This is a genomic window from Phyllobacterium sp. 628, assembly GCF_014189505.1.
Taxonomy (GTDB): Bacteria; Pseudomonadota; Alphaproteobacteria; order Rhizobiales; family Rhizobiaceae; genus Phyllobacterium.
In genome coordinates this window covers 1,046,619-1,067,255 of record NZ_CP050301.1, presented here as the reverse complement: position 1 = coordinate 1,067,255, position 20,637 = coordinate 1,046,619, and the positions used below count along the sequence as shown (strand labels likewise).

The window sequence follows — 20,637 nt, the reverse complement described above, 5'->3', positions numbered from 1 at the left end:
GTACCGTCAGACCTTTTTGAGTATCCAGCTCTGGTCATCGGTCGCGGCATCTTTCCAGATCGTTGGATGGGCGGCTCCATTTTTCATGGTAAGGGCTAAGCCGCTTTCCACACCAATGATTGCATAGCTTTTGCCATCCGGGCGGAGGATAAAGTTGAACTGCTGGTTCGATCCGCCAGTAACCTCCCAAAGCACCACAGGACTGTCATCGACCATCCCACGGTGGATAACATCGAGACTTTTTTGAGTGTTTATGCTGACGATCGAACAGCTTCCATTGCTCTCATTGACACTTACCTGCCACTTTTGCGCATCGACATCCGCAGCAGCGAGTTGAACAATATTGCTGTCACTGGCGGCGAGGCGTTGGCCCGTTGCCTTGCTGACGATGTAATAGGTGCCACCAATCGCCGGTAAGAAACGCCAGTATTGCCCGAATGGCCATTGCGCCTCTGCGTTCACTTTGGGCTTGAGCGCCAGAACAAATCCACCGGCACCTGCTGGTGCAGCAGGTGCCGCCTCCAGCAATAAATTCTCAGGAATGCTGGTCAACGTATAGCAATTCGACATGAGCCACGTGGCTTGCCACTTTTTTGCGGCAGAGCCGTCGAGCGCCAATATCGACTGATCGGCTCTGTTGATTATTTTAACATTGCCCGCGTCAACTATAATATTCCATGTCTGAGTTTGTGCGGCTGCGTCTGCAGCAGCAAGTACCGGTGTTCCATTGTTACTCTGGAGCAGAAGGTTGGATCGCACATTCTGGATGTGATATCCATCGGGACAAGCAAACACTGCGGGGCCTGACGCCGGAGCCTTATCCGAATATTTCATGCCGCTTTTACCGTAGAAGCTGAGATCGCCCGCACTGCCTTTCGTGAACTCGAAAATCACAACGTCGTTTTGACCTTTTACCAGCCAGACTCCGGGACAATAGAGTCGCTTCTGAGGCCCTGCAGCTGTCCAATACCGCCCGAGATTATGACCGTTGACGAAGACATAGCCGGTCTCCCAGTCGGTCATGTCGATATACATATCTTTTGGAGCATCGATATTGAACGTTGCTTTGGCATGGAAGGGTGAACCGGCAACGGCCTCGGCTGAGTCAAAGCTGAGGTTGGTGATATCCTTTGCAGTCATGGGTGACAGGCTCATACTCCAACCAGATAAAACCACCCCATTTGCGAAGACTTCGCCCGAAAGACCACGGCCATCCGTCAACATCCCCGCATCAGAATTAGTTCTGCCGAAAGGCATCGATACAATTTTCAGAATAGAGTTTGCCGGCGCTCCCGTAATGGTCAGTGTGGTTTTCTTTGGCAAGCCGGCAACCGTCGTCAATGGACCACCAGCAACAAGAACGTCATTGACGTAGGCGATTGCATAGTCCGGCGACCGCTCAAATGTGATCGTCAAATCGCCACCAGCCGCAGGCAAAAGTACCTGGTAAATTGCAATACCGGATGGGTATATGCCGTAAGTAGTGAATTTATTCGCATTCATATGGAGCGCTAACGTCTCCACAGTCTGGGGCATGTCCATCTTGATTGGAAGATCGGCATGTTTCAGAAAATTTCGAAAGCTGAACTTGCCCTTGCTGATTGCTGCAACTTCGTTGTCGGCAATAGCAGGCTGAAGGCTCGGCTTTCCAGCAAACGGTACCTGATAGGAAGCGTTGGATACATAGGCAGCCTGGACCAGATAGAAATTGTCATTCTCCGTGCCGGCTTCCGATATGGGTGCACCATAATCATAGGACGTCACATCCGGCTGAGTATCAGCCAGATAACCGTTGCTGCCTGCTGTAAACCCGAAATTTGTCCCGCCATGCGCAACATAAAACACAAAGGAGCGTTTTGCCTTTGCAAGTGCTGCCACGGTCCCGGCCAAGCTGTCGATCTTGATAGTCTGATGTTGATCGCCCCAGTGGTTAATCCATCCCGGATAACATTCAGCACCAAAAGTAGCAGTTTTATTTATTTGGATCGCACTGTCATAGTTGGCAGGGTTGTTTCCATCGGCAGTCATCCCATAGGCCGTATTGGGCGGAAGTGTCAGATGATTACTGTTGAACCCATTGGCCGAACCATCACAGATGCAGAATTTTTCCGAGTAACCAAGTTTTATCCATTGCTTTGCCAATTCGAAGATATGGGCAGGATCCTTGTAGCCTGGCCAATTCGTATACTCGTTTTCCAGTCCAACAAGCATGATGGGTCCACCGGCTGAAAGCGTACGTCCTTTCACGACGTTTTCATAAAGTGCCCGGTTGAACATCTCGGCCGCAGCCATGTAGCTGGGTGCGTTTTGTCTTATCTGCAGGTTTCCGAATGCATCTCGAAAGAGAGGATCGGCCAACATGCGGGGCGGCAAGCCACCAAAATCCCATTCTCCACAGATATAGGGACCTGGGCGCATCAGAACCCACATGCCATTACGTGCACAAAGATCGATGAACTTGCCAATGTCCTTGCCTCGAGAGCAGAAGTCGAAACTTCCATCGGGGCGTTCATGAAAATTCCACATGATATAAAGCGAAATCGTGTTGCAGCCGAGCGCCTTGACCATCTGGATACGGTGTTCCCAGTATTGCTCCGGAATGCGCGACGGATGAATTTCTCCACCAAAAAACTGAAATTCCGTGTTGTCCATCTGCCAGTTGCCTGCGGTGTCCCAAGACAGAACTCTTTTCATGCCCTTGGTAAAAACCGGATTCTGCAACGTGCCGCCCGCTGGCGCCGCACCCGGTAAGGTGACGCTCTGCGCAACGGCTGACTGTTCGCTAAAATGTGTGAAAACGTAGGGCACAACTGTAGCGCAAGCTAAAAAAGCTCTTCTATCCATAATTTCCTCCCAGGAAATTCATTTCCAATAATAAATTAAAGTATGCGGATATTTGTCCTGATGATGCCGGGCGTGTCCTCCGTCGGCATGCACGTATCAACATTCACCGGCGGCACCGGAACAATGCTTTTTTCATCTGCTGTTGCTGTGTCCGGCGTCATTCCCGACACATCCGCTGTCGATGATTCATCATGCACGGGGGCGTCAAATGTTCCTGCACTGCTGGCTTGTGGATGGTCATTGTTGCAGGCAGCAAGAACCAGACTCAGAAACAGCGAGGAAAAGATCGCAAGAGTTGTGCGTGAACAGCAATGAGAAGGGGCAAGTATATGAGATCCGGCAGATCGCCGATGCCTGTTGGAATGCTTTTCTTTCAATTTCCACATTACGTATCTCCCTAAAATATTTTTCTGTAAAAATGGATTTCATTAAAATGGCTGGCGTTTATTCCTCCTTTTCAAAGGTAACTGACGACGGAATTCGTGGAATTTCCACCAATTCCGATTAGTATGATAATATGATCGTACACTTAAAAAGATATTCTACTTTAGTACCGCAACCCTGAGATGTTTTGGGAGTAGCGCATTCCACTCAAAGACAAGAGAAGACAGCAGAACGGCACACAGGGACACGCCTGTTGCGCCGTTTTAGGCTCTTTATATGCTGAAGTTTTTAACTGGCCTACGCCGCCCACCACTCATGGAAATGATGCACAGGGCCACGCCCCCGACCCACTTTGAGCGTATCGGCGGCGGCCATCGCCGCCGTCAGATAGGCCTTCGCTGTGCCAATCGAATGGGCTAGGTCTTGCCCCTTGGCAAGCCCGGCGGCAATCGCCGCCGCCAGAGTGCAGCCGGTGCCATGATCATGGGTTGTTGACAGGCGGGGTCCGTCGAACCGTTGCATATTTATGCCGTCAAACAACAGGTCTGTGCTGAGGCTGGAACGGCCATGCCCACCCTTGATCAGCACCGCCGCGGGCCCGAGTTTCAGCAGAAGTTCAGCCTGTTTTGCCATTTGTGCTTCGTCTTCCGCGATACCGGTACCAGTCAGCAATGCGGCTTCCGGCAGGTTGGGTGTGAGCACCAGTGCCAGCGGGACGAGATTTTGCTGGAGAGCCTCAATAGCATCCGGCTGCAGCAGCGGATCGCCCGAGGTGGCGACCATGACCGGGTCCAGCACCACCTTGCGCTCCCAGCGATTCAAGGTTTCGGCAATGGCTCCGATGGTGTCTACTGTGGAGACCATGCCGATCTTGATGGCGCCAACGGCGATATCGGAGAGCACCGCATCGATCTGCGCGCGGATGATGCCGGGGCTCAAGTTCTCGATGGCCGTGACACCGCGCGTGTTCTGGGCGGTAATCGCGGTGAGAACACTGGTGCCATAGACCCCCAGCGCCGAGAAGGTTTTGAGATCCGCCTGAATGCCTGCGCCGCCACCGCTGTCGGACCCGGCAATGGTGAGAGCAATGGCGGTCATGCCATGGCCTTCAGCGACTGATCGACCGCCTCGCGCAGGATACGCGCGGCGTTGCGCGGATCGGGCTGGCGGAAGATTGCTGAAATGATTGCAACGCCATCTGCCCCTGCCGCAATGGCGGGCGGGATACGGGCGAGGTCAAGACCGGCGATGGCACCGACCGGCAAATCCGGCTTGGCGACACGAATAATGGCTGCCAGACGGGCAAAACCGTCAAAGCCGATGGGACCATCCGGATTGTGCTTGGCCGGTGTTTCGAACAGGCCGCCAATGCAGGCATAATCAATATCGGCTTCAATGGCTGCCTGCGCATCCGCCTCGTTCTTCACCGTGAGGCCGATAATGGCATCAGGCCCAAGGAGCTTTCTGATATCAGCGACCAGCATGTCCTCGCGCCCGACATGCACGCCTTCGACACAGGCAACCAGCGCCACGTCGATCCGGTCATTGACCAGCAGCGGAATGCCGGTCCCTTTGAGAGCGGCATGGATGGCCCTGGCGCGCTCAACCATTTTACGGGTCGGCGAATTCTTGTCGCGGTACTGGATGATGGTGGCGCCGCCGCGCGCGGCTTCCAGCGCCAGATAGCCCAGATCCTTGTCACCACCGATCGCGTCCACATCGACAATGGCATTCAGACGGAAATCTACTTTTGGCATGATGTTTCTCTCTTCAAAAATTCGGTTCAACGCAGTTCGACCGCGAGGTCATCAACGTTGGGGGCAGATTTGATCAGTCCGGCATCCCGCATGAACGTGCCAAGCCGCTCATAACGCCCACGGTCCAGCGCAGCCGGACGCTTGGCAAAGCGCGGCAGCGTATCGACCCACGCCTGTTTGTTCAGCGGATTGTCGAGATCGGGATAGGCTTTGATGAACAGCGCCCAGGATTCATCCGGGTGGTTGGTCAGGTAGATCGCGCCCTTTTCCTCGGCATCGAGAAAGCGTTTGAGGCGGCTGTCTTTGACAAGGTCCGGATGGGTGACGAAGATCAACTCGTCATAGACAGGAACGCCATGTTCTTCAGGGAAGAAAGCGAGGCCCTTATGGCCTTCTTGCGCCATCTGGGTCAGTTCAAAATTGCGATAGCCGCCAACGGTAGCGTCGACCTGCCCGGCAATGAGCGAGGGCGACAGAGCAAAATTGACATTGATCAGTTCGATATCAGCAGCGGACAACCCTTCAGACTTCAGCATGGCGCCGAGCATAGCATCTTCAAAACCGGCAACGGAAAAGCCGACCTTCCTGCCCTTCAAATCCTTCAGGCTTTTGATCGGACCATCGGCAAGCACAGTCACCGTATTGAGCGGCGTTTCAATCAGCGTGCCAAAGCGCACGAGCGGCACGCCGGCATCATGGTCGAGATAGAGATTGGGCTGATAGTGGATGGCGATATCAGCCTGTTTGGCGGCCACAAGGCGCGGCGGGGCGGATGGATCGGCGGGCGGGATGAAATCCACATCAAGACCAGCCTCCGCAAAGAAGCCCTTCTCCCGCGCGACGAAGAGCGGAGCATGGTCAGGATTGACGAACCATTCGAGCAGCACGGTGAGCTTGTCGGCTGCCAGTACCGGCGATGACAGGAAGGGCGCAGCGGCAACGAGGCCGAAAGCAAGCGCAAATGCGCGGAGGCGGGACATGGATATTCCTTTGTGCGTGAAGTGGGGGCGGGTCATGACGCCTGCACCCAGGGTGTGAGGCGTGCGGCAAAAGCATCGACGAGAAAGCGCAGAATGATCGTCAGCGCCGCAAGGATGATCAGGGCGGCAAAGAGGGTATTGGTCTGCATACGGGCATTGGCCTGCAGCATGACGAAGCCGAGCCCCCGTGACGCGCCGACCCATTCGCCGATGACTGCGCCGATGGGCGCAAAGACGGCGGCAACCCGCAGACCGGACCCAAGTCCGGGCAAGGCGCTGGGCACCCGCACCAGCAGCAAGGTTGCCAGCGGCGTCGCCTGTGTTAGCGCTGCGGCGTCCAGCAATTCCTGACTGGTGCGGCGCAGCGCATCGGCAAAGGCGGAAGCAACGGGAAAGAAAATGATAAGACTGGCCATGACAACTTTGGAGGCGAGACCAAAGCCAAACCAGAGCACCAGAAGCGGGGCGATGGCGAACACCGGCAGCGCCTGCAACACTAGCAGGACGGGCCAGACGATCTGACCGAAACCGGGCAAGGCAGCCACCAGCAATGCAGTCAAAATACCGGCAATGACGCCGAAGAACAGACCAAGCAGGATTTCCAGAACGGTGATGGCGGCGTTGGCGAAGAGATAATTGCGCTGCTCGATCAATGCGGACAGAACCGAACCCGGCGCTGGCAGGATGAAACGCGGTGGTTGCAGCAGCCAGACCGCCATCTGCCAGCACAGAAGCACGGCAAGCAGAGCAGCTGTTATGCGGACAATCATGCCCATGACAGATGTCACGGATTAAGGATGATACGGGGTGAATGGCAGGGCATATGTCATCGGCAGGACTCCATCAAACAGCGTGGAGATCCGGATATGTGCGAAGACAAGGCAGAGAGTACAGAGAAGGCTCAATTCCCGTTCCTACGCCGGCATAACCCGGATCAGGTTCAAGGGTCCAGCTCGACGCTATCTCAGCACTGTACAGTGCCCCCCTCGGAATGAAGTCATGATGGAGCGGCGCAAGACCAAAGTCAATCGCGCCGCTTGGGTTTGAGGGTCAGTTGGTCAGGCGGACTTTTGAATAATCGAGGCCGCAACCGGTCTTCAAAGTATATTCGAAATCCGGTGTACCACCGCCGCCATCTTCCCAGCCATGTTTTTGCGTGAGCCCTTTACAGTTCATCAACTGATTCATCAGAATTGGCTCTTTAGCACCTGCGGTTGTCGATTGACCGCCGTCAGCCACGAACCGCCAAGCGTCATTTGCCCTGTCGCTTCTGACAAGGAAAGCGTTGGTTTTTGGATCGTTTTTGATACTTTGATCATCGGGAAACGAAAGATTATCTGGGGTTGGTGTAATCTGATAATACGGATCATCCTTGGAATTTATCTTGGGGGCAGGCACACATGTCTCCGCTCCCCGCGCTGGTTTTTCTGGCTTCTGTCCAATTGGGCAGCCGTCTTTCTTGACGATCATTGTAAAATAAAACGAACTGAATGATCCCAAATCAATAGTGAGGGGCTTTCCTCCCACAGGCGGGGTGGATGTCCCGGTGCTGTTCACGTATGTGTATTCAATCGAGCCAGCCTGTGTTTCCGCGCCATCAATCCCGACAACCATGATGGTTATTTTCTTGTAATAAATTCCTTTTACATTCGTGACTTGGATCGTTGCTGTCTTTGGCATCAATGCACCTGACGCTTCGGACTGAACCCCAATATCCACCTTCTTACTGTTCAGCACTTGCATGAACAATGTATTCGTTGGCCGGGCGAGCGTTACACTGATACGGGCGGGTACATCGGCAGTAACCTGAACATCGTACGTCGCGCCGCTGCTGTCGAAATTCGTCAAGTTTGCCCGCAAGCTTTGCAGAACACGCGTTTTCACCATAGGCAGATTGGTGCCATCATATGTTGACGCACCCCACAGCACCGCCGCATCGGCCGCATTCTGTAAATCTGCACGATCACTGCTTGCACGCGTATAATCGACGGCAAGTCCGGTCATGCCGAGAAGCGGCACGAGCAACAAACCAAACGTCAGGGCGGTGGCGCCGCTCTTGTCTTTCAGGAAATCTTTGAATTTTTTCATAGCCCGCTCCGGTGATTGGACGGACCATGACTGAAGCGGTGTAAATGCGGCTTTACGAAAATCGTTCAGATTGTCTCGATCTCGGCGAAGTTGTGCGGGATGGTAAAAATCCGGTGAAACAAGGCCTATGCTGCCGGTACATCCGGCCGCACAAACCCTTCGCTGGCGACAAGCAGATTGCGTGTGTAATCCTGCGTGACCTTGTGCCGGGCAAGATCGGCCGCTGAAAGCCGCTCGACTTCCGCGCCATTCTGCATGACCATCAGGCGGTCACACATATGAGTGACAACCGCGAGATCATGACTGACCATCAGAAAGGTCAATTTGCGGTCACGGCGGATTTGTTCGAGCAGGTTGAGAACCTCCGCCTGCACGGATGCATCGAGCGCCGACGTCGGCTCGTCCAAAAGCAGGATGGAAGGTTCAAGGATCAGCGCCCGGGCAATCGCTACGCGCTGGCGCTGGCCACCGGAAAGCTGGTGCGAATAGCGGAAACGGAAGCTCGATCCCAGCCCGACTTCATCCAGCGCGCGCAGGATGCGCTTTTCGATATCAGGAAAACCATGCACGGCAAGCGGTTCGAGCAGGAGCCGGTCCACCGTCTGGCGCGGATGCAGCGAACCGTAGGGATCCTGAAACACCATCTGCACTTCGCGGTAAAATGCCTTGGTGCGGTTTCGGCCCAAAAGCTTGCCATTGACGGTGATCGACCCGCCCGTCGTGGGGGCCAGACCGGCAATAGCCCGCAGCAGAGTGGATTTGCCGGAACCGGACTCACCAACCAGACCGAAAGACTCGCCGGGCATGACGTCAAGGCTGACGCCGCGCAGCGCGCGGAAACGGTCAAAGGTTACTTCGAGCTTGTCAACGACAAGTGCCTTGGGTTCGGATGTTTTCATGCGGCCCACTCCGGCTTGCGATCAAGGACAGGCAGCGGATGTTTGTTCGCACCGATCTTCGGCATGCAGTTCAAAAGCCCCTGCGTATAGGGGTGCTTGGCATTGTGCAGGTCTTTGGCTGCGATCTCTTCCACAATGTGCCCTGCATACATGACGATGACACGGTCGCAGAAGGACGAGACCAGACGCAGATCGTGCGAGATGAAAATCAGACCCATGCCCCGGTCGCGGACCAGATTGTCGAGGATGCGCAGAACATCGAGCTGCACGGTCACATCCAGTGCCGAGGTCGGCTCGTCGGCGATCAGCAGTTCCGGCCCGGTAATCAGCATCATGGCAATCATCGCGCGCTGGCCCATACCGCCGGACACTTCGTGCGGGTGCAGGTCGTAGACCCGTTCCGGATCACGGATCTGCACGGCGGCAAGCATATCAATTGCCCGCTTGCGCGCTTCAGCCTTGCTGACCTTCTCATGGGTGCGCAGCGTTTCGACGATCTGACGCCCAATGCTCATGACAGGATTGAGCGAATACTTCGGATCCTGCAGGATCATCGCAATACGATTGCCGCGCAGGGAACGCCGTTCTGCAGCCGAAATTTGCAATAAATCCTTGCCATCGAAGTTCAAAGTTTCAGCTGTGATTTTCGCGTGGGGCGGTGTCAGGCCCATGATAGCGCGGCCGGTCTGGGACTTGCCGGAACCGGATTCGCCGACAATGCCGAGACGCTCGCGCCCCAACGTGAAGGACACGCCCCGCACTGCGTCGACAACCCCGGTTCGGGTGGGAAACTGGACGCGCAGGTCCTTGACCGTCAACAGGGTGCTCATTGGTTGTTCCCCCGTGGATCAAGCGCGTCACGCAGGCCATCGCCGAGCAGGTTAAAGCCAAGGCTGACGATGACGATAGCAAAGCCAGGCACCGCGGCGACCCACCACTGATCCATGATGAAGCGGCGGCCCGAGGCAATCATTGCGCCCCATTCCGGCAATGGCGGCTGCGCGCCAAGGCCGAGGAAGCCAAGTCCGGCGGCAATCAGGATGATACCAGCCATATCCAGCGTCACACGTACGATCAGCGAGGACAGGCATAGCGGCATGATGTGACGCAGGACAATACGGCCGGGCGATGCGCCCATCAGGCGCACAGCAGCAATGTAATCGGAATTGCGCACGGTGAGGGTTTCCGCACGGGCGATACGGGCATAGGGCGGCCACGAGGTGACGGCGATGGCAAGAACAGCGTTTTCAATGCCGGGTCCAAGCGCTGCAACCAGCGCGAGCGCCAGAATGAGTTTCGGGAAGGCAAGGAAAATATCGGTGAGCCGCATCAGGATGGAATCAACCCAGCCCCCGGCATAACCCGCGACAGTTCCGACAATGAGCCCGATGGGGGCTGCAATGATGGCAACAAGAATGACCACATACAGAGTCAGGCGCGAACCATAGATCAGACGCGAGAGAATATCGCGGCCCTGATCATCGGTGCCAAGCCAGTAATCGCCGCCGGGCGGCAGCAAGCGGGCATTGCGCAAGTCGCCAATAACCGGCGAATGCGGCGCCAAAACATTGGCAAAGGCTGCAACCAGCAGCAGAGCAACGATGATGGCAAGTCCGGCCAGTGCCAACCGGTTGCTGGCAAAACGGCCCCATATCAGATACGCACGGCCAAGTCTCGCCTGCAGACGTGATTGCGGGCGGTCGCTCATCAGCCATTGGCGGCGCGTCATGGGCGGTGGCGGTGTTTTGATGGTCTGGCTCATCGTGCGCGCGTCCGTGGGTCAAGCGCCCGATACAGAAGATCGGACAGGAGATTGATGCCGATGAACACCGTACCAATGATGATGGTGCCGCCAAGCACCGCATTCATGTCGGCGTTTTGCAGGGAATTGGTGATGTACATACCAAGGCCAGGCCATGAGAAGACAGTTTCGGTGAGCACGGAACCTTCAAGCAGATTGGCATAGGACAGGGCAATCACCGTCACTAGCGGCACGGCGGCATTGCGCAGGGCGTGGGCCCAGATGATGCGCGTTTCCGACAGGCCCTTGGCGCGGGCGGCCACGATATATTCCTGCTCCAGCTCATTCAGCATGAAACTGCGGGTCATGCGGCTGATATAGGCCAGCGAGAAGTAACCAAGCAGCGAGGCGGGCAGGATGATGAAGGAGAAAATGTTCCAGAAGGCATCCCAATTGCCCTGCAACACCGCGTCGAGAAGATAAAAGCCTGTTATGGGCGTGAACGTATACTCGTACATGACGTCGATACGGCCGGGACCGGACGTCCAGCCAAGCTTGGCATAGAAGACGAGCAGCGCCAGCAGCCCCAGCCAGAAGATCGGCATGGAATAGCCGATGAGGCCGATCAGACGCACGATCTGATCAATCAGGCTGCCGCGTTTGACAGCGGCCAACACGCCGAGCGGCACACCAAAAAGCGTACCGAGAAGCGTGCCGAAAGTGGCGAGTTCCATCGTCGCCGGAAATACGCGCCTTATATCGGTCATGACAGGATTTGATGTCAGAACCGAATTACCGAAGTCGCCCTGCAATGCACCTTTCACATACATGACAAACTGCTGGTAAAGCGGCAGGTTCAGCCCATATTCCTCGCGTATGCGTTCAACCACATGGGCCGGCGCACGGTCACCGACGATGGCCAGAGCCGGATCGATCGGAATGACCCGTCCAATGAAGAAGGTGACGGCCAGAAGGCCAAGGAAGGTGATTGCCCCGATCAGCACGAAGCGGCCTGTCGCAAGGGCAAGGCTGGAGGCCCAGGCGCCTGAGCGTCTGGCCTCCAGTTGTGTGTCGGTCGTCGTCATACTATCAGCCTTGGGCGCTTGCCCTGATCATTTCGATACGTTGAAGACGTAGTTGGTATCGAATGACGGTCCGAGCTTGAAGCCCTTGAGAGTCGAGCGCATACCCGCAACTTCCGTCTGCTGGAACAGAAGCACGAACGGGCTGGTTTCCAGAACCTTCTTCTGCAGATCCTGATAGGTCTGAGCGCGCTTGGCGCCATCGCGTTCCAGCAGGGCTGACTTGGTTTCCTTGGTCAGGTCAGGCACATCCCACGCATTGCGCCATGCCAGCGTCTTGTTGGTGCCGGTATCGGCATTGTCAGGATTGCTGGTGAAGGTTTCCGCATTGGAATTCGGATCCCAGTAATCGACGCCCCACTGACCGATATAGATATCATGGGTGCGGGCACGGTATTTCGTCAGTGTCTGCTTACCATCACCGGGAATGATTTCCAGCTTCACACCGGCCTGGGCAAATGTCTGCTGTACGGATTCGGCAATGCCGGTGACCGGCTGGTTGTTGCGCACGTCCATAGTCACCGAGAAACCGTCTTTCAGCCCTGCTTTGGCCAGCAATTCCTTGGCCTTGGCAACATTGAGCGTAAAGGGATTCTCGTTGAGTTCACCCAGAATGCCCTTGGGCAGGAAGGTCTGGTGAATCTCGCCAATACCTTTGATCAGCTTTTCGCCGATGGCATCATAATCAACCAGATATTTCAGTGCTTCACGCACTTCCGGCTTGGCCAGATTCGGGTTTTTCTGGTTGAGGCTGAAATAGTAGATTGTGCCCTTGGCCGCGCTGGTTGTCTTGATGTCGCTGTTCTTGACAACCTGTTCAAGATCATTCGGTTCCAGATTGCGGGCAACATCGATATCACCCTTTTCCAGAAGCAGGCGCTGCGTGGCGCTTTCCTTCACATGGCGGTAGATGACCCGATTGAGCACCGCCTTGGTGCCGTAATAATTGTCGTTGCGTTCCAGGACGAGGATTTCATTGGCACGCCAGTCGCGAATTTTCATCGGACCCGAACCGGCATAATTGGTCTTCATCCAGGCATTGCCGTAATCATTGTCGACCACATGCGCGGAGACGAGCTTCTTGTCGACGACCGAAGCAACGGTCGAGGTCAGGCAGTTCAGCACGAAGCTCGGCGCATAGGGCTGATCGACGGTGAAAACGAATGTGTTCGGATCGGTTGCTTTGGCCTTCTCGGTGACATTATCAGCCTTCAGACCAAACTGGGTGAGAATGAAAGCCGGGCTCTTGTCGATCTTGATGGCGCGCTCGAAGGAATAGGCCACATCTTCAGCGGTGAGCGGATTGCCGGAGGCGAATTTGAGCCCCTGCTTCAGTTTGAACGTATAGGTCAGACCATCATCGGACACCGTCCAGCTGTCGGCAACATCCGGAATGATTTTCGATGGATCATTAATGTCGAGGCGCACCAGCTTGTCATAGGTGTTGCCGTTGACTTCGCCCATGGTAAGCTCAAATGCTTCACCCGGATCAAGCGTGATCACATCATCGATGGCGAAGGCTTCAACAAGCGTATCAGCCGGTGTAGCGGCCCATGCGGGAACACCTGAAATGACCAGCGCGGAGAGCGCGGCACTGCCGACGAGAAGCCGGAATTTTGCATTCATCTGAGTTATCAACATTATCGTCACCCCTGTTTTTCTATTGTTTCAGTTTGTTTCGTGCCAAGCTGACCGCAGCACCCGCAGCCAGTTTTCGCGGCATATCTTTGCCAGATCATCTTCAGAATAGCCCGCATCCCGCAAGGCATTTACCAGCGCCTGATTGCCCGCCGCATCGGCAATTTCGCCGGGGATTTTAGCACCATCAAAATCTGAGCCAAGTGCCACGCAATCAACGCCCATTCGATTGACCATATAATCAATGTGGCGAACCATATCGCTGAGCGGCGTATCGGCATTTTCGCGTGCATCGGGGCGCAGCATGGCAACGGCGTAATTCAACCCGACCAGCCCCTTGCTTTCGCGGATGGCATCGAACTGTTTGTCGATAAGATTGCGAGCGACGGGGGTCAATGCATGCACGTTGGAATGGCTGGCGACCAGCGGCTGATCGCTGATGCGGGCGACATCCCAGAAGCCTTTTTCGGTGATATGGGCAAGATCGATGAGAATGCCGAGGCGATTGCAGGCCCTGACCAGTTCTTCACCAACTGCGGTCAGGCCCGGTCCGGTGTCCGGGTCCATCGGATAGGCGAAAGGAACGCCATGGCCAAAAATATTGTTGCGGCTCCAGACCGGGCCAAGCGAGCGCAATCCGGCAGCATAGAATATGTCGAGCGCGGCCAGATCAGCGCCAATGCCTTCACAGCCTTCCATATGCAGCACAGCGGCGAACATATCCTCAGCCATGGCTGTTTCAATATCGGTGGTGCTGCGGCAGAGTTTCCAGCCACCTGCCCGATCGAGGCGCAAGGCAATGGCCGCCATTTCGAGCGATATATCGAGGGATGGCGCGCGCTCCAAGGGCGCAGCGAGCGGCGTTACATAGTGACCATTGGCATCGGGCGCCTTGAAGGCGAGATCGCCGGATGGCACGTAAATGGCGCAAAGACCGCCGATCAATCCACCCTTGAGCGCCCGCTTCTTATCGATGTGGCCCGAGGTGGTCCCATCGATGAATTCGCTAACCGGATCGGTGCCGTCTTTTGAATGTTTCCACAACCGGTAAAGCACATCGTTGTGACCATCAAAGACAGGCTGCATTTCTATTCCCATTCCGGTTGACTTGATCGAGAACATTTGACGGGAAATCGTTTCATCGGCTCCGCATCAAGTGCTCTGTCTTCGACAAAAGATCATGTCGCCGCCGATCAGGCAAGATAGTAATTGTACAAAAGTATAATAGAGGCCCCAATTGTGCTGCAGCCCAACGCCATTGAGTTTCAACCTGTGGATCGTGGTGATGCGATGGCTGAGTTGATATCCCTAAAAGCTCGTAAAGATCGAAGCCAAATGATGGAGCGTTGGCATGATTGACAACAATCGTGACTGTTGGCATGATTGACAACATCAACGCTGATCTTGTGTATCGGCAAAAGAGCGTATTTCCAGACGGCTCCATTATGGAGATGATAATCTGGAGAGTTCCAGCACACGTTAAAGGCAGCAAACACCCTTATAAATACCGGCTTTATTGGGGGCGGGATAATGTGCGGATCGTCGGTTATGACAATGAACGCGGGAAAGGTGATCATTGCCATCTGGAAGGCGAAGAACATCCCTATATCTTCGTATCTGTAGAAGCGTTGATTGAGGATTTTTATAGGGAAATTGACAGGAGAATGCCGAAGTGAAACGGGCAACGATTCAGATACGCAGCAATGCGAAAAGTTTCATGGACGACGCTGCGAAAGAATTTGCCAAGGCTTGGAGCAAAGGCCATTCCGACCCTGTTGCAACGTTCACTTTCAGCTCACCGGCGCAGCTGTTTTCTGTTATCACCCCAAAACGCTGGCAGCTCATCGAGCACCTGCAGAAAATAGGACCATCCAGTATCCGTGGCCTCGCCCGTTCGCTCGAACGTGACGTAAAACGCGTCCACGATGATGTATCAGCTTTGATTGATTGGGGTTTAATCGAACGTACGGACGATGCAAAAGTGTGCGTCCCCTTCGACATCATTCATGCGGACTTCGACCTGCGGGCAGTTGCCTGATGACATCTGCCCGCATAGGTTTGGTTTGAACTTTAAACGTCCAGATTGGCGACGCTGAGTGCATTGTCCTGAATGAACTCGCGGCGCGGTTCCACGTCGTCTCCCATCAGCCTGGAGAACAGGCTGTCGGCATCGGTGGCGTCGTTGACCTTGACCTGCAACAGCGAGCGCGCATTAGGATCAAGCGTGGTTTCCCACAGCTGATCGGCGTTCATTTCGCCCAGACCCTTGTAGCGCTGCAGCGACAGGCCCTTGCGGCCGGTGGCAAACACCGCCTCAAGCAGAGAAATCGGTCCAGCGACCGGTTCGACCTTTTCCTTACGGCGCAAGACCGGTGGTTTGGCGTAGATTTCGTTCAGCCGGGCGGAGTAACGATCGAGCTGGCGCGCATCGGCAGAACCGATGAGCGCCATATCAAGTGTCACTGTTTCCTTGACGCCGCGCAGCGAACGTTCCAGCACATAGCCATCAACGCCGTCATCCGGCGTTGCCAGACGGCCGGTCCAGCCCTTTTCGGTTTCTTCGGCGATCAGATCAAGGCGGGCGGCAACTTCCGTCACCAGCGCCTGCGCCCGCGGCGTATCGGAAATAGCTTCCGGATTCAGCGCACCGGCAATGGTTGCCTGCTCAACCACAGCGCGGTCATAACGGGTGTTCAGCCCAGTCAGCAAATGGCGTACTGCCAGCGCATCATTGATGACCGCCCGCAAATCGATACCGGCGCGGACTTCGCCGGTTGTGAGTTCGAGCGAGGCTTCTTCAAGGCCGGAATCAATCAGGAATTCTTCAAAAGCCGATTCATTCTTGATGTATTGCGAGGACTTGCCACGCGAAACCTTATACAGCGGCGGCTGGGCAATATAGATATGACCGCGCTCGATCAGTTCCGGCATCTGGCGGAAGAAGAACGTCAGCAGCAGCGTGCGAATGTGGGCGCCATCAACGTCGGCGTCTGTCATGATGATGATCTTGTGATAACGCAGCTTATCCGGATTGAACTCGTCCTTGCCGATGCTCGTACCTAGCGCCAGAATCAGCGTGCCGATCTGGTCGGATGACAGCATGCGGTCGAGCTTGACGCGTTCCACATTGAGGATTTTACCACGCAGCGGCAGGATGGCTTGGTTCTGGCGCGAACGCCCGCCCTTGGCCGAACCGCCGGCGCTATCGCCCTCGACGATGAAGATTTCCGACTTGGCCGGATCTTTTTCCTGACAATCTGCGAGCTTGCCCGGCAGCGAACTGATGCTGAGCGAATTCTTGCGGGTGATGTCACGCGCCTTGCGGGCAGCTTCACGGGCGGAGGCAGCCTGAATGACCTTCTCCACCAGCACCTTGCCCTCGGTGGGGTGTTCTTCCAGCCAGCTCGAAAGCGCCTCATTGACGAGACTTTCTACAACCGCACGCACTTCAGACGAGACGAGCTTGTCCTTGGTCTGCGATGAGAATTTCGGATCAGGAACTTTAACCGACAACACGGCCGTCAGACCTTCGCGGCAATCGTCCCCCGTCAACGTGACCTTGGCCTTCTTGGCCTGACCGGTGTTTTCCGCGTAGCCGGTCATCTGACGCGTCAGTGCACCACGGAAACCGGCAAGGTGAGTACCGCCATCGCGCTGCGGAATGTTGTTGGTGAAGCACAGAACATTCTCGTGGTAGCTGTCATTCCACCACATGGCGACTTCCACCGTGGTGTCATCGCGCTCGCCTCTGATATAAATCGGCTCGTTGACCAGTTCCTTCTTGGTGCGGTCGAGATATTTGACATAGGCGGTCAGACCACCCTCGTAAAACAGCTCAAGATCAACCGGATCGGCATGGCGGCGGTCAGCCAGAAGAATACGGACACCGGAATTCAGGAAAGCCAGTTCGCGCAGGCGATGCTCGAGCGTCTTGAAATCGAACTCAACCATGGTGAATGTATCGGTCGATGGCAGGAAGGAGACTTCCGTGCCGGTCTCACCGTTGGAATCGCCTGTTACCGCAAGCGGTGCGTCGGCAACGCCGTGGGTGAAGCTCATCTCGTGAATTTTACCCTGACGGCGAACCTTGAGCCGCAGCCAGACCGAGAGCGCATTGACCACGGAAACACCGACGCCGTGCAGACCGCCGGAAACCTTGTAAGAATTCTGGTCGAATTTACCGCCGGCATGCAACTGGGTCATGATAACTTCGGCAGCCGAGACGCCTTCGTCGTGCATATCTGTCGGAATCCCGCGTCCATTATCGGTGACGGTGCAGGAACCATCAGGATTCAGCGTCACGGTAACGCGGGTCGCATGACCGGCCAGTGCCTCGTCAATAGCGTTGTCCACGACTTCGTAGACCATGTGATGCAAACCGGAGCCATCGTCCGTGTCACCGATATACATACCCGGGCGTTTGCGAACAGCATCCAACCCTTTGAGAACCTTGATGGAATCTGCACCATATTCCGGCGAGGCTCCGGTTGTCAGCTCAGGCGTATCACTCATGTATATTCAATCTTTTCTTGGCGCCGGGAACAGGCGTGAAGGACCCCGGGCGAATCATGCCCGGTTACAAACCTAGATATAGTGGTTAATGTACGGTTTTCCAATTCTTAGCCTATAGGCTATCCACCGATGATGGCCAAATAACGCCGAATCAACGCGGAAATCTGTGCCGAAACCTTGCGGCCAGACACAGATTTGATTGAAGCGCGGGCATTGTTTCCGCGCAAGGCTCTTTACCCGCCATTCCATCGGATGGAATGGCGTATTGCTGGACTTACTTGATGATCTGGATACCCGTCGAAGCAGGCCTTGCAATGGGCGACTGGGCGTCGAAAAATGCCTTCACCTTGGTAAAGTCGAGGCTGCCCGCATGATCCCGATCGATTTCCTTGAAATGGTCGACAAAGTAGCCCACGCCTGCTCTTTCTGCCGATGCAATCGTGACAAGATGGGTATCCGGATCAGCAGCCCGGTCAAACAATGCGCGGATACGCTGATCAACGGCCGCAGCCACACTTTCCGGCGTGATCGGCACAGAATTTTCCTGTTTGGGCCAATTCTGCGGACTAAAGGGCCCCGGTTGTCGCGCATGAACATCCGGGGCTGGCTCTGTCAAAATAATGAAATCTTCGGCGTGAGATACCGGACTTTGCCCAAGGGTGAGCAAGGTCATCGCGGTAAAAACGGCAAACTTGCTCATGGCGATTTCCCTTCCAGAACCGGAGAATTCAAAGCCGCAGTCATCTTTATCGAAGATTGATCGTAAAACGCACCCAGATCCTTCATGACCTGTTGATAGGCTATGGTTGTATCGGGTAAAATTCCGTGGCCGGTTTCATAGACTTTGACAGGGATTTGTGCCGCCAGGCCGGCATTCTTTATATTCAGTTCAGACTGATAGAATGGGGTATTGAGATCATAATATCCGTGCTGGATCAAAACCTTGAGACTTGAATCCAGCGCCAGGGCGGTAGCCAGATCGGGTGTGATGCCAGCCAGACTTGCATCCCGCTGAAAATTCCAATTGCCGATGATCGTTCCGTTCAAATCGAGATAATAAGCATAAGCCTGATAGCCGATGAACTCATACTGGTAGAGCCATGTGAACTTGGAATAGATACTGGACTGATCCAGAGCGGGATCAGTTTGTTCCCGGGAAAGAAATACCCGCCCATCTGCAAGCATAAGCTTACCTTTGGCCGGGTCGAACTTCTCAGTAAACTGAACCGGATTCATATTGGGATATTCGATCCACGGATTGTCTTTCGCGCTATCGCTCCCGTCGCCCCGAAATGGCTTGCCTACACCGGTATACTGATAGAGTGTGTTGATTATTCCTTTGTTTTCAAGGCTTTTCAGGAATGTTTCCTGTTTCTGCGTATCAGGCGTTTTATTGGAAACGTTGCCAAACACATCCGCATAAAGGCCGTTAAAAGTATCGGCAAATGAACGGGCCTTATTTACATAATCCGAAAGAGTCTGCCCTGCTGTCAGAAGCGACTTCTCGTGAACGGCTCCAACCATTGCATAGGTCGGCGCTGCACCACCGCACGACACAGGAACATTATAGGGAAAGTAACAATCCGTTTTGTAATCCAGTATGGGCGAATTAAGCACCAGACCAGTCAGTACCTTTGCAACCTTGTTGCTTGGATCGGCGACATAATCGCGGGTGCTGCTCTGAAGCAGCAGCAGCCCGATAATCGGTGCGCGCATCCCGCCATAGGAAACACCATAGACATATTTTGGCGAGCTTTGGCGATTGTTGACGTTGATATAACGCGTGATGAAATCGCTCAACACCTTGGCATCGCTGTTCACGCCCCAAAAATCCACATTCTTATGCGGCAGAATAGCCTCGGAATAGCCGGTTCCAACCGGATCGACAAACACAAGATCGGTCTTATCAAGAAGCGTATTGGGATTATCATTCAGTATGAAGCTGTTTGCGGCCTTTGACGCATCAACATCAAAGACTTTCGGACCGAGAAAGCCGACGTCCAGAACCGCTGAGCCACCACCCGGACCGCCATTGAAGACGAACGTGACGGGACGTGTGTCGCGAGGCAGGTCATCGCGCGTATAGGCCGTGTAGGAAATGGCGGCTTGCGCATCAATTTTCGTCAGATCGGCTGTTTTGGCTGGAGACTTTGCCCAATCATAAGCGATCAAATGCCCCGCCGTTGCGGTGAACGGGATGGTGTTATCCTGCAGATTGATCGTATGCCCCTTGCTGACAGGTTGCTCAGTCACATCGGTGCGATCCACCCCGTCGTTAGCGCTGTAGCGAAAGTGGGTTCTTCCGGGCGCTGGAGCCGGTTTTAGGGGTACAATGGGATCTGGGACATCGGGCGAAGAAAACGCTGATGGAGGATTGAATGTCCCACTCGATGTGGATTTTTCTGAATCCGATCCGCCACTGCATGCTGCCAGAAAAATCGCCAGCAAAAGCCAGCACCGGCGAAAGACCACCATGAAAAACCTCACCAATATAAGCTTCAGTTCTATAAGTCTTTGATATAATTACTATAATTTTTAAAATCGCGTAGATTCTGAAACTTTCGCTTTCAAGCAGAAACCGACAGAGCCGAACTATTTTGTGACGAGTAGACATCGCCCCAGCACAAAGCGTCAATTAGCCATTAGTTGATGAACCAGGGACATTCGGGTCGTGCGAAATGATATCCTGTGACGATTAAATGATTGGACATC

Annotated in this window: 18 protein-coding genes and 1 riboswitch; of the genes, 3 read left to right on the top strand and 15 right to left on the bottom strand. The window is 54.8% G+C overall.

Annotated elements, in window-relative coordinates:
* Positions 1-6: 6 nt before the first annotated feature.
* On the bottom strand, positions 7-2,844 hold the full coding sequence (locus HB779_RS06785; protein ID WP_188344993.1) for a beta-galactosidase: 2,838 nt from the start codon (positions 2,842-2,844) through the stop codon (positions 7-9).
* A gap of 60 nt (positions 2,845-2,904) precedes the next feature.
* On the opposite strand from HB779_RS06785, the gene HB779_RS06780 reads away from it, so the two are divergent.
* Positions 2,905-3,159, top strand: coding sequence for a hypothetical protein (locus HB779_RS06780; protein WP_188344992.1), 255 nt, complete (start codon positions 2,905-2,907; stop codon positions 3,157-3,159).
* A 366-nt stretch (positions 3,160-3,525) separates the two neighbouring features.
* Here HB779_RS06780 and thiD read toward each other — a convergent pair whose 3' ends face one another.
* The 11 genes from thiD to HB779_RS06725 all read right to left on the bottom strand — a co-directional run bounded on the left by thiD (position 3,526) and on the right by HB779_RS06725 (position 14,499).
* A complete protein-coding gene (gene thiD, locus HB779_RS06775) occupies positions 3,526-4,326 on the bottom strand; it encodes a bifunctional hydroxymethylpyrimidine kinase/phosphomethylpyrimidine kinase (RefSeq protein ID WP_188344991.1) in 801 nt (266 codons plus the stop codon).
* On the bottom strand, positions 4,323-4,985 hold the full coding sequence (thiE, locus tag HB779_RS06770) for a thiamine phosphate synthase (protein ID WP_188344990.1): 663 nt from the start codon (positions 4,983-4,985) through the stop codon (positions 4,323-4,325). The genes thiD and thiE overlap by 4 nt, the downstream gene beginning before the upstream one ends.
* A gap of 26 nt (positions 4,986-5,011) precedes the next feature.
* Positions 5,012-5,965 (bottom strand): ABC transporter substrate-binding protein, encoded by a 954-nt coding sequence (locus HB779_RS06765; protein WP_188344989.1) that lies wholly within the window; start codon positions 5,963-5,965, stop codon positions 5,012-5,014.
* Positions 5,966-5,997: 32 nt separating this feature from the next.
* On the bottom strand, positions 5,998-6,741 hold the full coding sequence (locus HB779_RS06760) for an ABC transporter permease (RefSeq protein ID WP_371823890.1): 744 nt from the start codon (positions 6,739-6,741) through the stop codon (positions 5,998-6,000).
* A gap of 118 nt (positions 6,742-6,859) precedes the next feature.
* A riboswitch (TPP riboswitch) is annotated at positions 6,860-6,962 on the bottom strand.
* Positions 6,963-7,015: 53 nt separating this feature from the next.
* Positions 7,016-8,053, bottom strand: coding sequence for a TadE/TadG family type IV pilus assembly protein (locus HB779_RS06755; RefSeq protein ID WP_188344988.1), 1,038 nt, complete (start codon positions 8,051-8,053; stop codon positions 7,016-7,018).
* A gap of 125 nt (positions 8,054-8,178) precedes the next feature.
* A complete protein-coding gene (locus tag HB779_RS06750; protein ID WP_188344987.1) occupies positions 8,179-8,952 on the bottom strand; it encodes an ABC transporter ATP-binding protein in 774 nt (257 codons plus the stop codon).
* Positions 8,949-9,782 (bottom strand): ABC transporter ATP-binding protein, encoded by an 834-nt coding sequence (locus HB779_RS06745; RefSeq protein WP_188344986.1) that lies wholly within the window; start codon positions 9,780-9,782, stop codon positions 8,949-8,951. Before HB779_RS06745 ends, HB779_RS06750 begins: the two co-directional genes overlap by 4 nt.
* Positions 9,779-10,714: a nickel transporter permease gene (gene nikC / locus HB779_RS06740; protein WP_244642473.1), complete on the bottom strand. Its 936-nt coding sequence runs from the start codon at positions 10,712-10,714 to the stop codon at positions 9,779-9,781. Before nikC ends, HB779_RS06745 begins: the two co-directional genes overlap by 4 nt.
* A complete protein-coding gene (locus tag HB779_RS06735; protein ID WP_188344985.1) occupies positions 10,711-11,778 on the bottom strand; it encodes an ABC transporter permease in 1,068 nt (355 codons plus the stop codon). Before HB779_RS06735 ends, nikC begins: the two co-directional genes overlap by 4 nt.
* Positions 11,779-11,805: 27 nt before the next feature.
* A complete protein-coding gene (locus tag HB779_RS06730; protein WP_371823889.1) occupies positions 11,806-13,416 on the bottom strand; it encodes an ABC transporter substrate-binding protein in 1,611 nt (536 codons plus the stop codon).
* A gap of 27 nt (positions 13,417-13,443) precedes the next feature.
* The gene (locus tag HB779_RS06725; protein ID WP_188344984.1) at positions 13,444-14,499 is read right to left on the bottom strand and encodes a dipeptidase; all 1,056 of its coding nucleotides are present in this window, start codon (positions 14,497-14,499) and stop codon (positions 13,444-13,446) included.
* Positions 14,500-14,768: 269 nt separating this feature from the next.
* Here HB779_RS06725 and HB779_RS06720 point away from each other — a divergent pair, with 269 nt between their 5' ends.
* Both HB779_RS06720 and HB779_RS06715 read left to right on the top strand, forming a co-directional pair.
* Positions 14,769-15,089 carry a DUF6516 family protein gene (locus HB779_RS06720; RefSeq protein ID WP_244642472.1) on the top strand — a complete coding sequence of 107 codons (321 nt, stop codon included), beginning with the start codon at positions 14,769-14,771 and terminating at the stop codon, positions 15,087-15,089.
* Positions 15,086-15,451 (top strand): transcriptional regulator, encoded by a 366-nt coding sequence (locus tag HB779_RS06715; protein ID WP_188344983.1) that lies wholly within the window; start codon positions 15,086-15,088, stop codon positions 15,449-15,451. Before HB779_RS06720 ends, HB779_RS06715 begins: the two co-directional genes overlap by 4 nt.
* Positions 15,452-15,483: 32 nt before the next feature.
* On the opposite strand, the gene gyrB is transcribed toward HB779_RS06715, so the two are convergent.
* The 3 genes from gyrB to HB779_RS06700 all read right to left on the bottom strand — a co-directional run bounded on the left by gyrB (position 15,484) and on the right by HB779_RS06700 (position 20,178).
* Positions 15,484-17,925 carry a DNA topoisomerase (ATP-hydrolyzing) subunit B gene (gene gyrB, locus HB779_RS06710; protein ID WP_188344982.1) on the bottom strand — a complete coding sequence of 814 codons (2,442 nt, stop codon included), beginning with the start codon at positions 17,923-17,925 and terminating at the stop codon, positions 15,484-15,486.
* Between the two features lie 274 nt (positions 17,926-18,199).
* Positions 18,200-18,625 carry a hypothetical protein gene (locus HB779_RS06705; protein WP_188344981.1) on the bottom strand — a complete coding sequence of 142 codons (426 nt, stop codon included), beginning with the start codon at positions 18,623-18,625 and terminating at the stop codon, positions 18,200-18,202.
* Positions 18,622-20,178, bottom strand: a complete 1,557-nt coding sequence (locus HB779_RS06700) for a hypothetical protein (protein ID WP_188344980.1) — start codon at positions 20,176-20,178, stop codon at positions 18,622-18,624. The genes HB779_RS06705 and HB779_RS06700 overlap by 4 nt, the downstream gene beginning before the upstream one ends.
* Positions 20,179-20,637: the final 459 nt, after the last annotated feature.

What these genes read in the sequence shown, in the direction of transcription:
- HB779_RS06785 (WP_188344993.1), bottom strand. Translation starts at nt 2,844, where the DNA reads ATGGATAGAAGAGCTTTTTTAGCTTGCGCTACAGTTGTGCCCTACGTT.
- HB779_RS06780 (WP_188344992.1), top strand. Translation starts at nt 2,905, where the DNA reads ATGATGCCGGGCGTGTCCTCCGTCGGCATGCACGTATCAACATTCACC.
- thiD (WP_188344991.1), bottom strand. Translation starts at nt 4,326, where the DNA reads ATGACCGCCATTGCTCTCACCATTGCCGGGTCCGACAGCGGTGGCGGC.
- thiE (WP_188344990.1), bottom strand. Translation starts at nt 4,985, where the DNA reads ATGCCAAAAGTAGATTTCCGTCTGAATGCCATTGTCGATGTGGACGCG.
- HB779_RS06765 (WP_188344989.1), bottom strand. Translation starts at nt 5,965, where the DNA reads ATGTCCCGCCTCCGCGCATTTGCGCTTGCTTTCGGCCTCGTTGCCGCT.
- HB779_RS06760 (WP_371823890.1), bottom strand. Translation starts at nt 6,741, where the DNA reads ATGGGCATGATTGTCCGCATAACAGCTGCTCTGCTTGCCGTGCTTCTG.
- HB779_RS06755 (WP_188344988.1), bottom strand. Translation starts at nt 8,053, where the DNA reads ATGAAAAAATTCAAAGATTTCCTGAAAGACAAGAGCGGCGCCACCGCC.
- HB779_RS06750 (WP_188344987.1), bottom strand. Translation starts at nt 8,952, where the DNA reads ATGAAAACATCCGAACCCAAGGCACTTGTCGTTGACAAGCTCGAAGTA.
- HB779_RS06745 (WP_188344986.1), bottom strand. Translation starts at nt 9,782, where the DNA reads ATGAGCACCCTGTTGACGGTCAAGGACCTGCGCGTCCAGTTTCCCACC.
- nikC (WP_244642473.1), bottom strand. Translation starts at nt 10,714, where the DNA reads ATGAGCCAGACCATCAAAACACCGCCACCGCCCATGACGCGCCGCCAA.
- HB779_RS06735 (WP_188344985.1), bottom strand. Translation starts at nt 11,778, where the DNA reads ATGACGACGACCGACACACAACTGGAGGCCAGACGCTCAGGCGCCTGG.
- HB779_RS06730 (WP_371823889.1), bottom strand. Translation starts at nt 13,416, where the DNA reads ATGTTGATAACTCAGATGAATGCAAAATTCCGGCTTCTCGTCGGCAGT.
- HB779_RS06725 (WP_188344984.1), bottom strand. Translation starts at nt 14,499, where the DNA reads ATGCAGCCTGTCTTTGATGGTCACAACGATGTGCTTTACCGGTTGTGG.
- gyrB (WP_188344982.1), bottom strand. Translation starts at nt 17,925, where the DNA reads ATGAGTGATACGCCTGAGCTGACAACCGGAGCCTCGCCGGAATATGGT.
- HB779_RS06705 (WP_188344981.1), bottom strand. Translation starts at nt 18,625, where the DNA reads ATGAGCAAGTTTGCCGTTTTTACCGCGATGACCTTGCTCACCCTTGGG.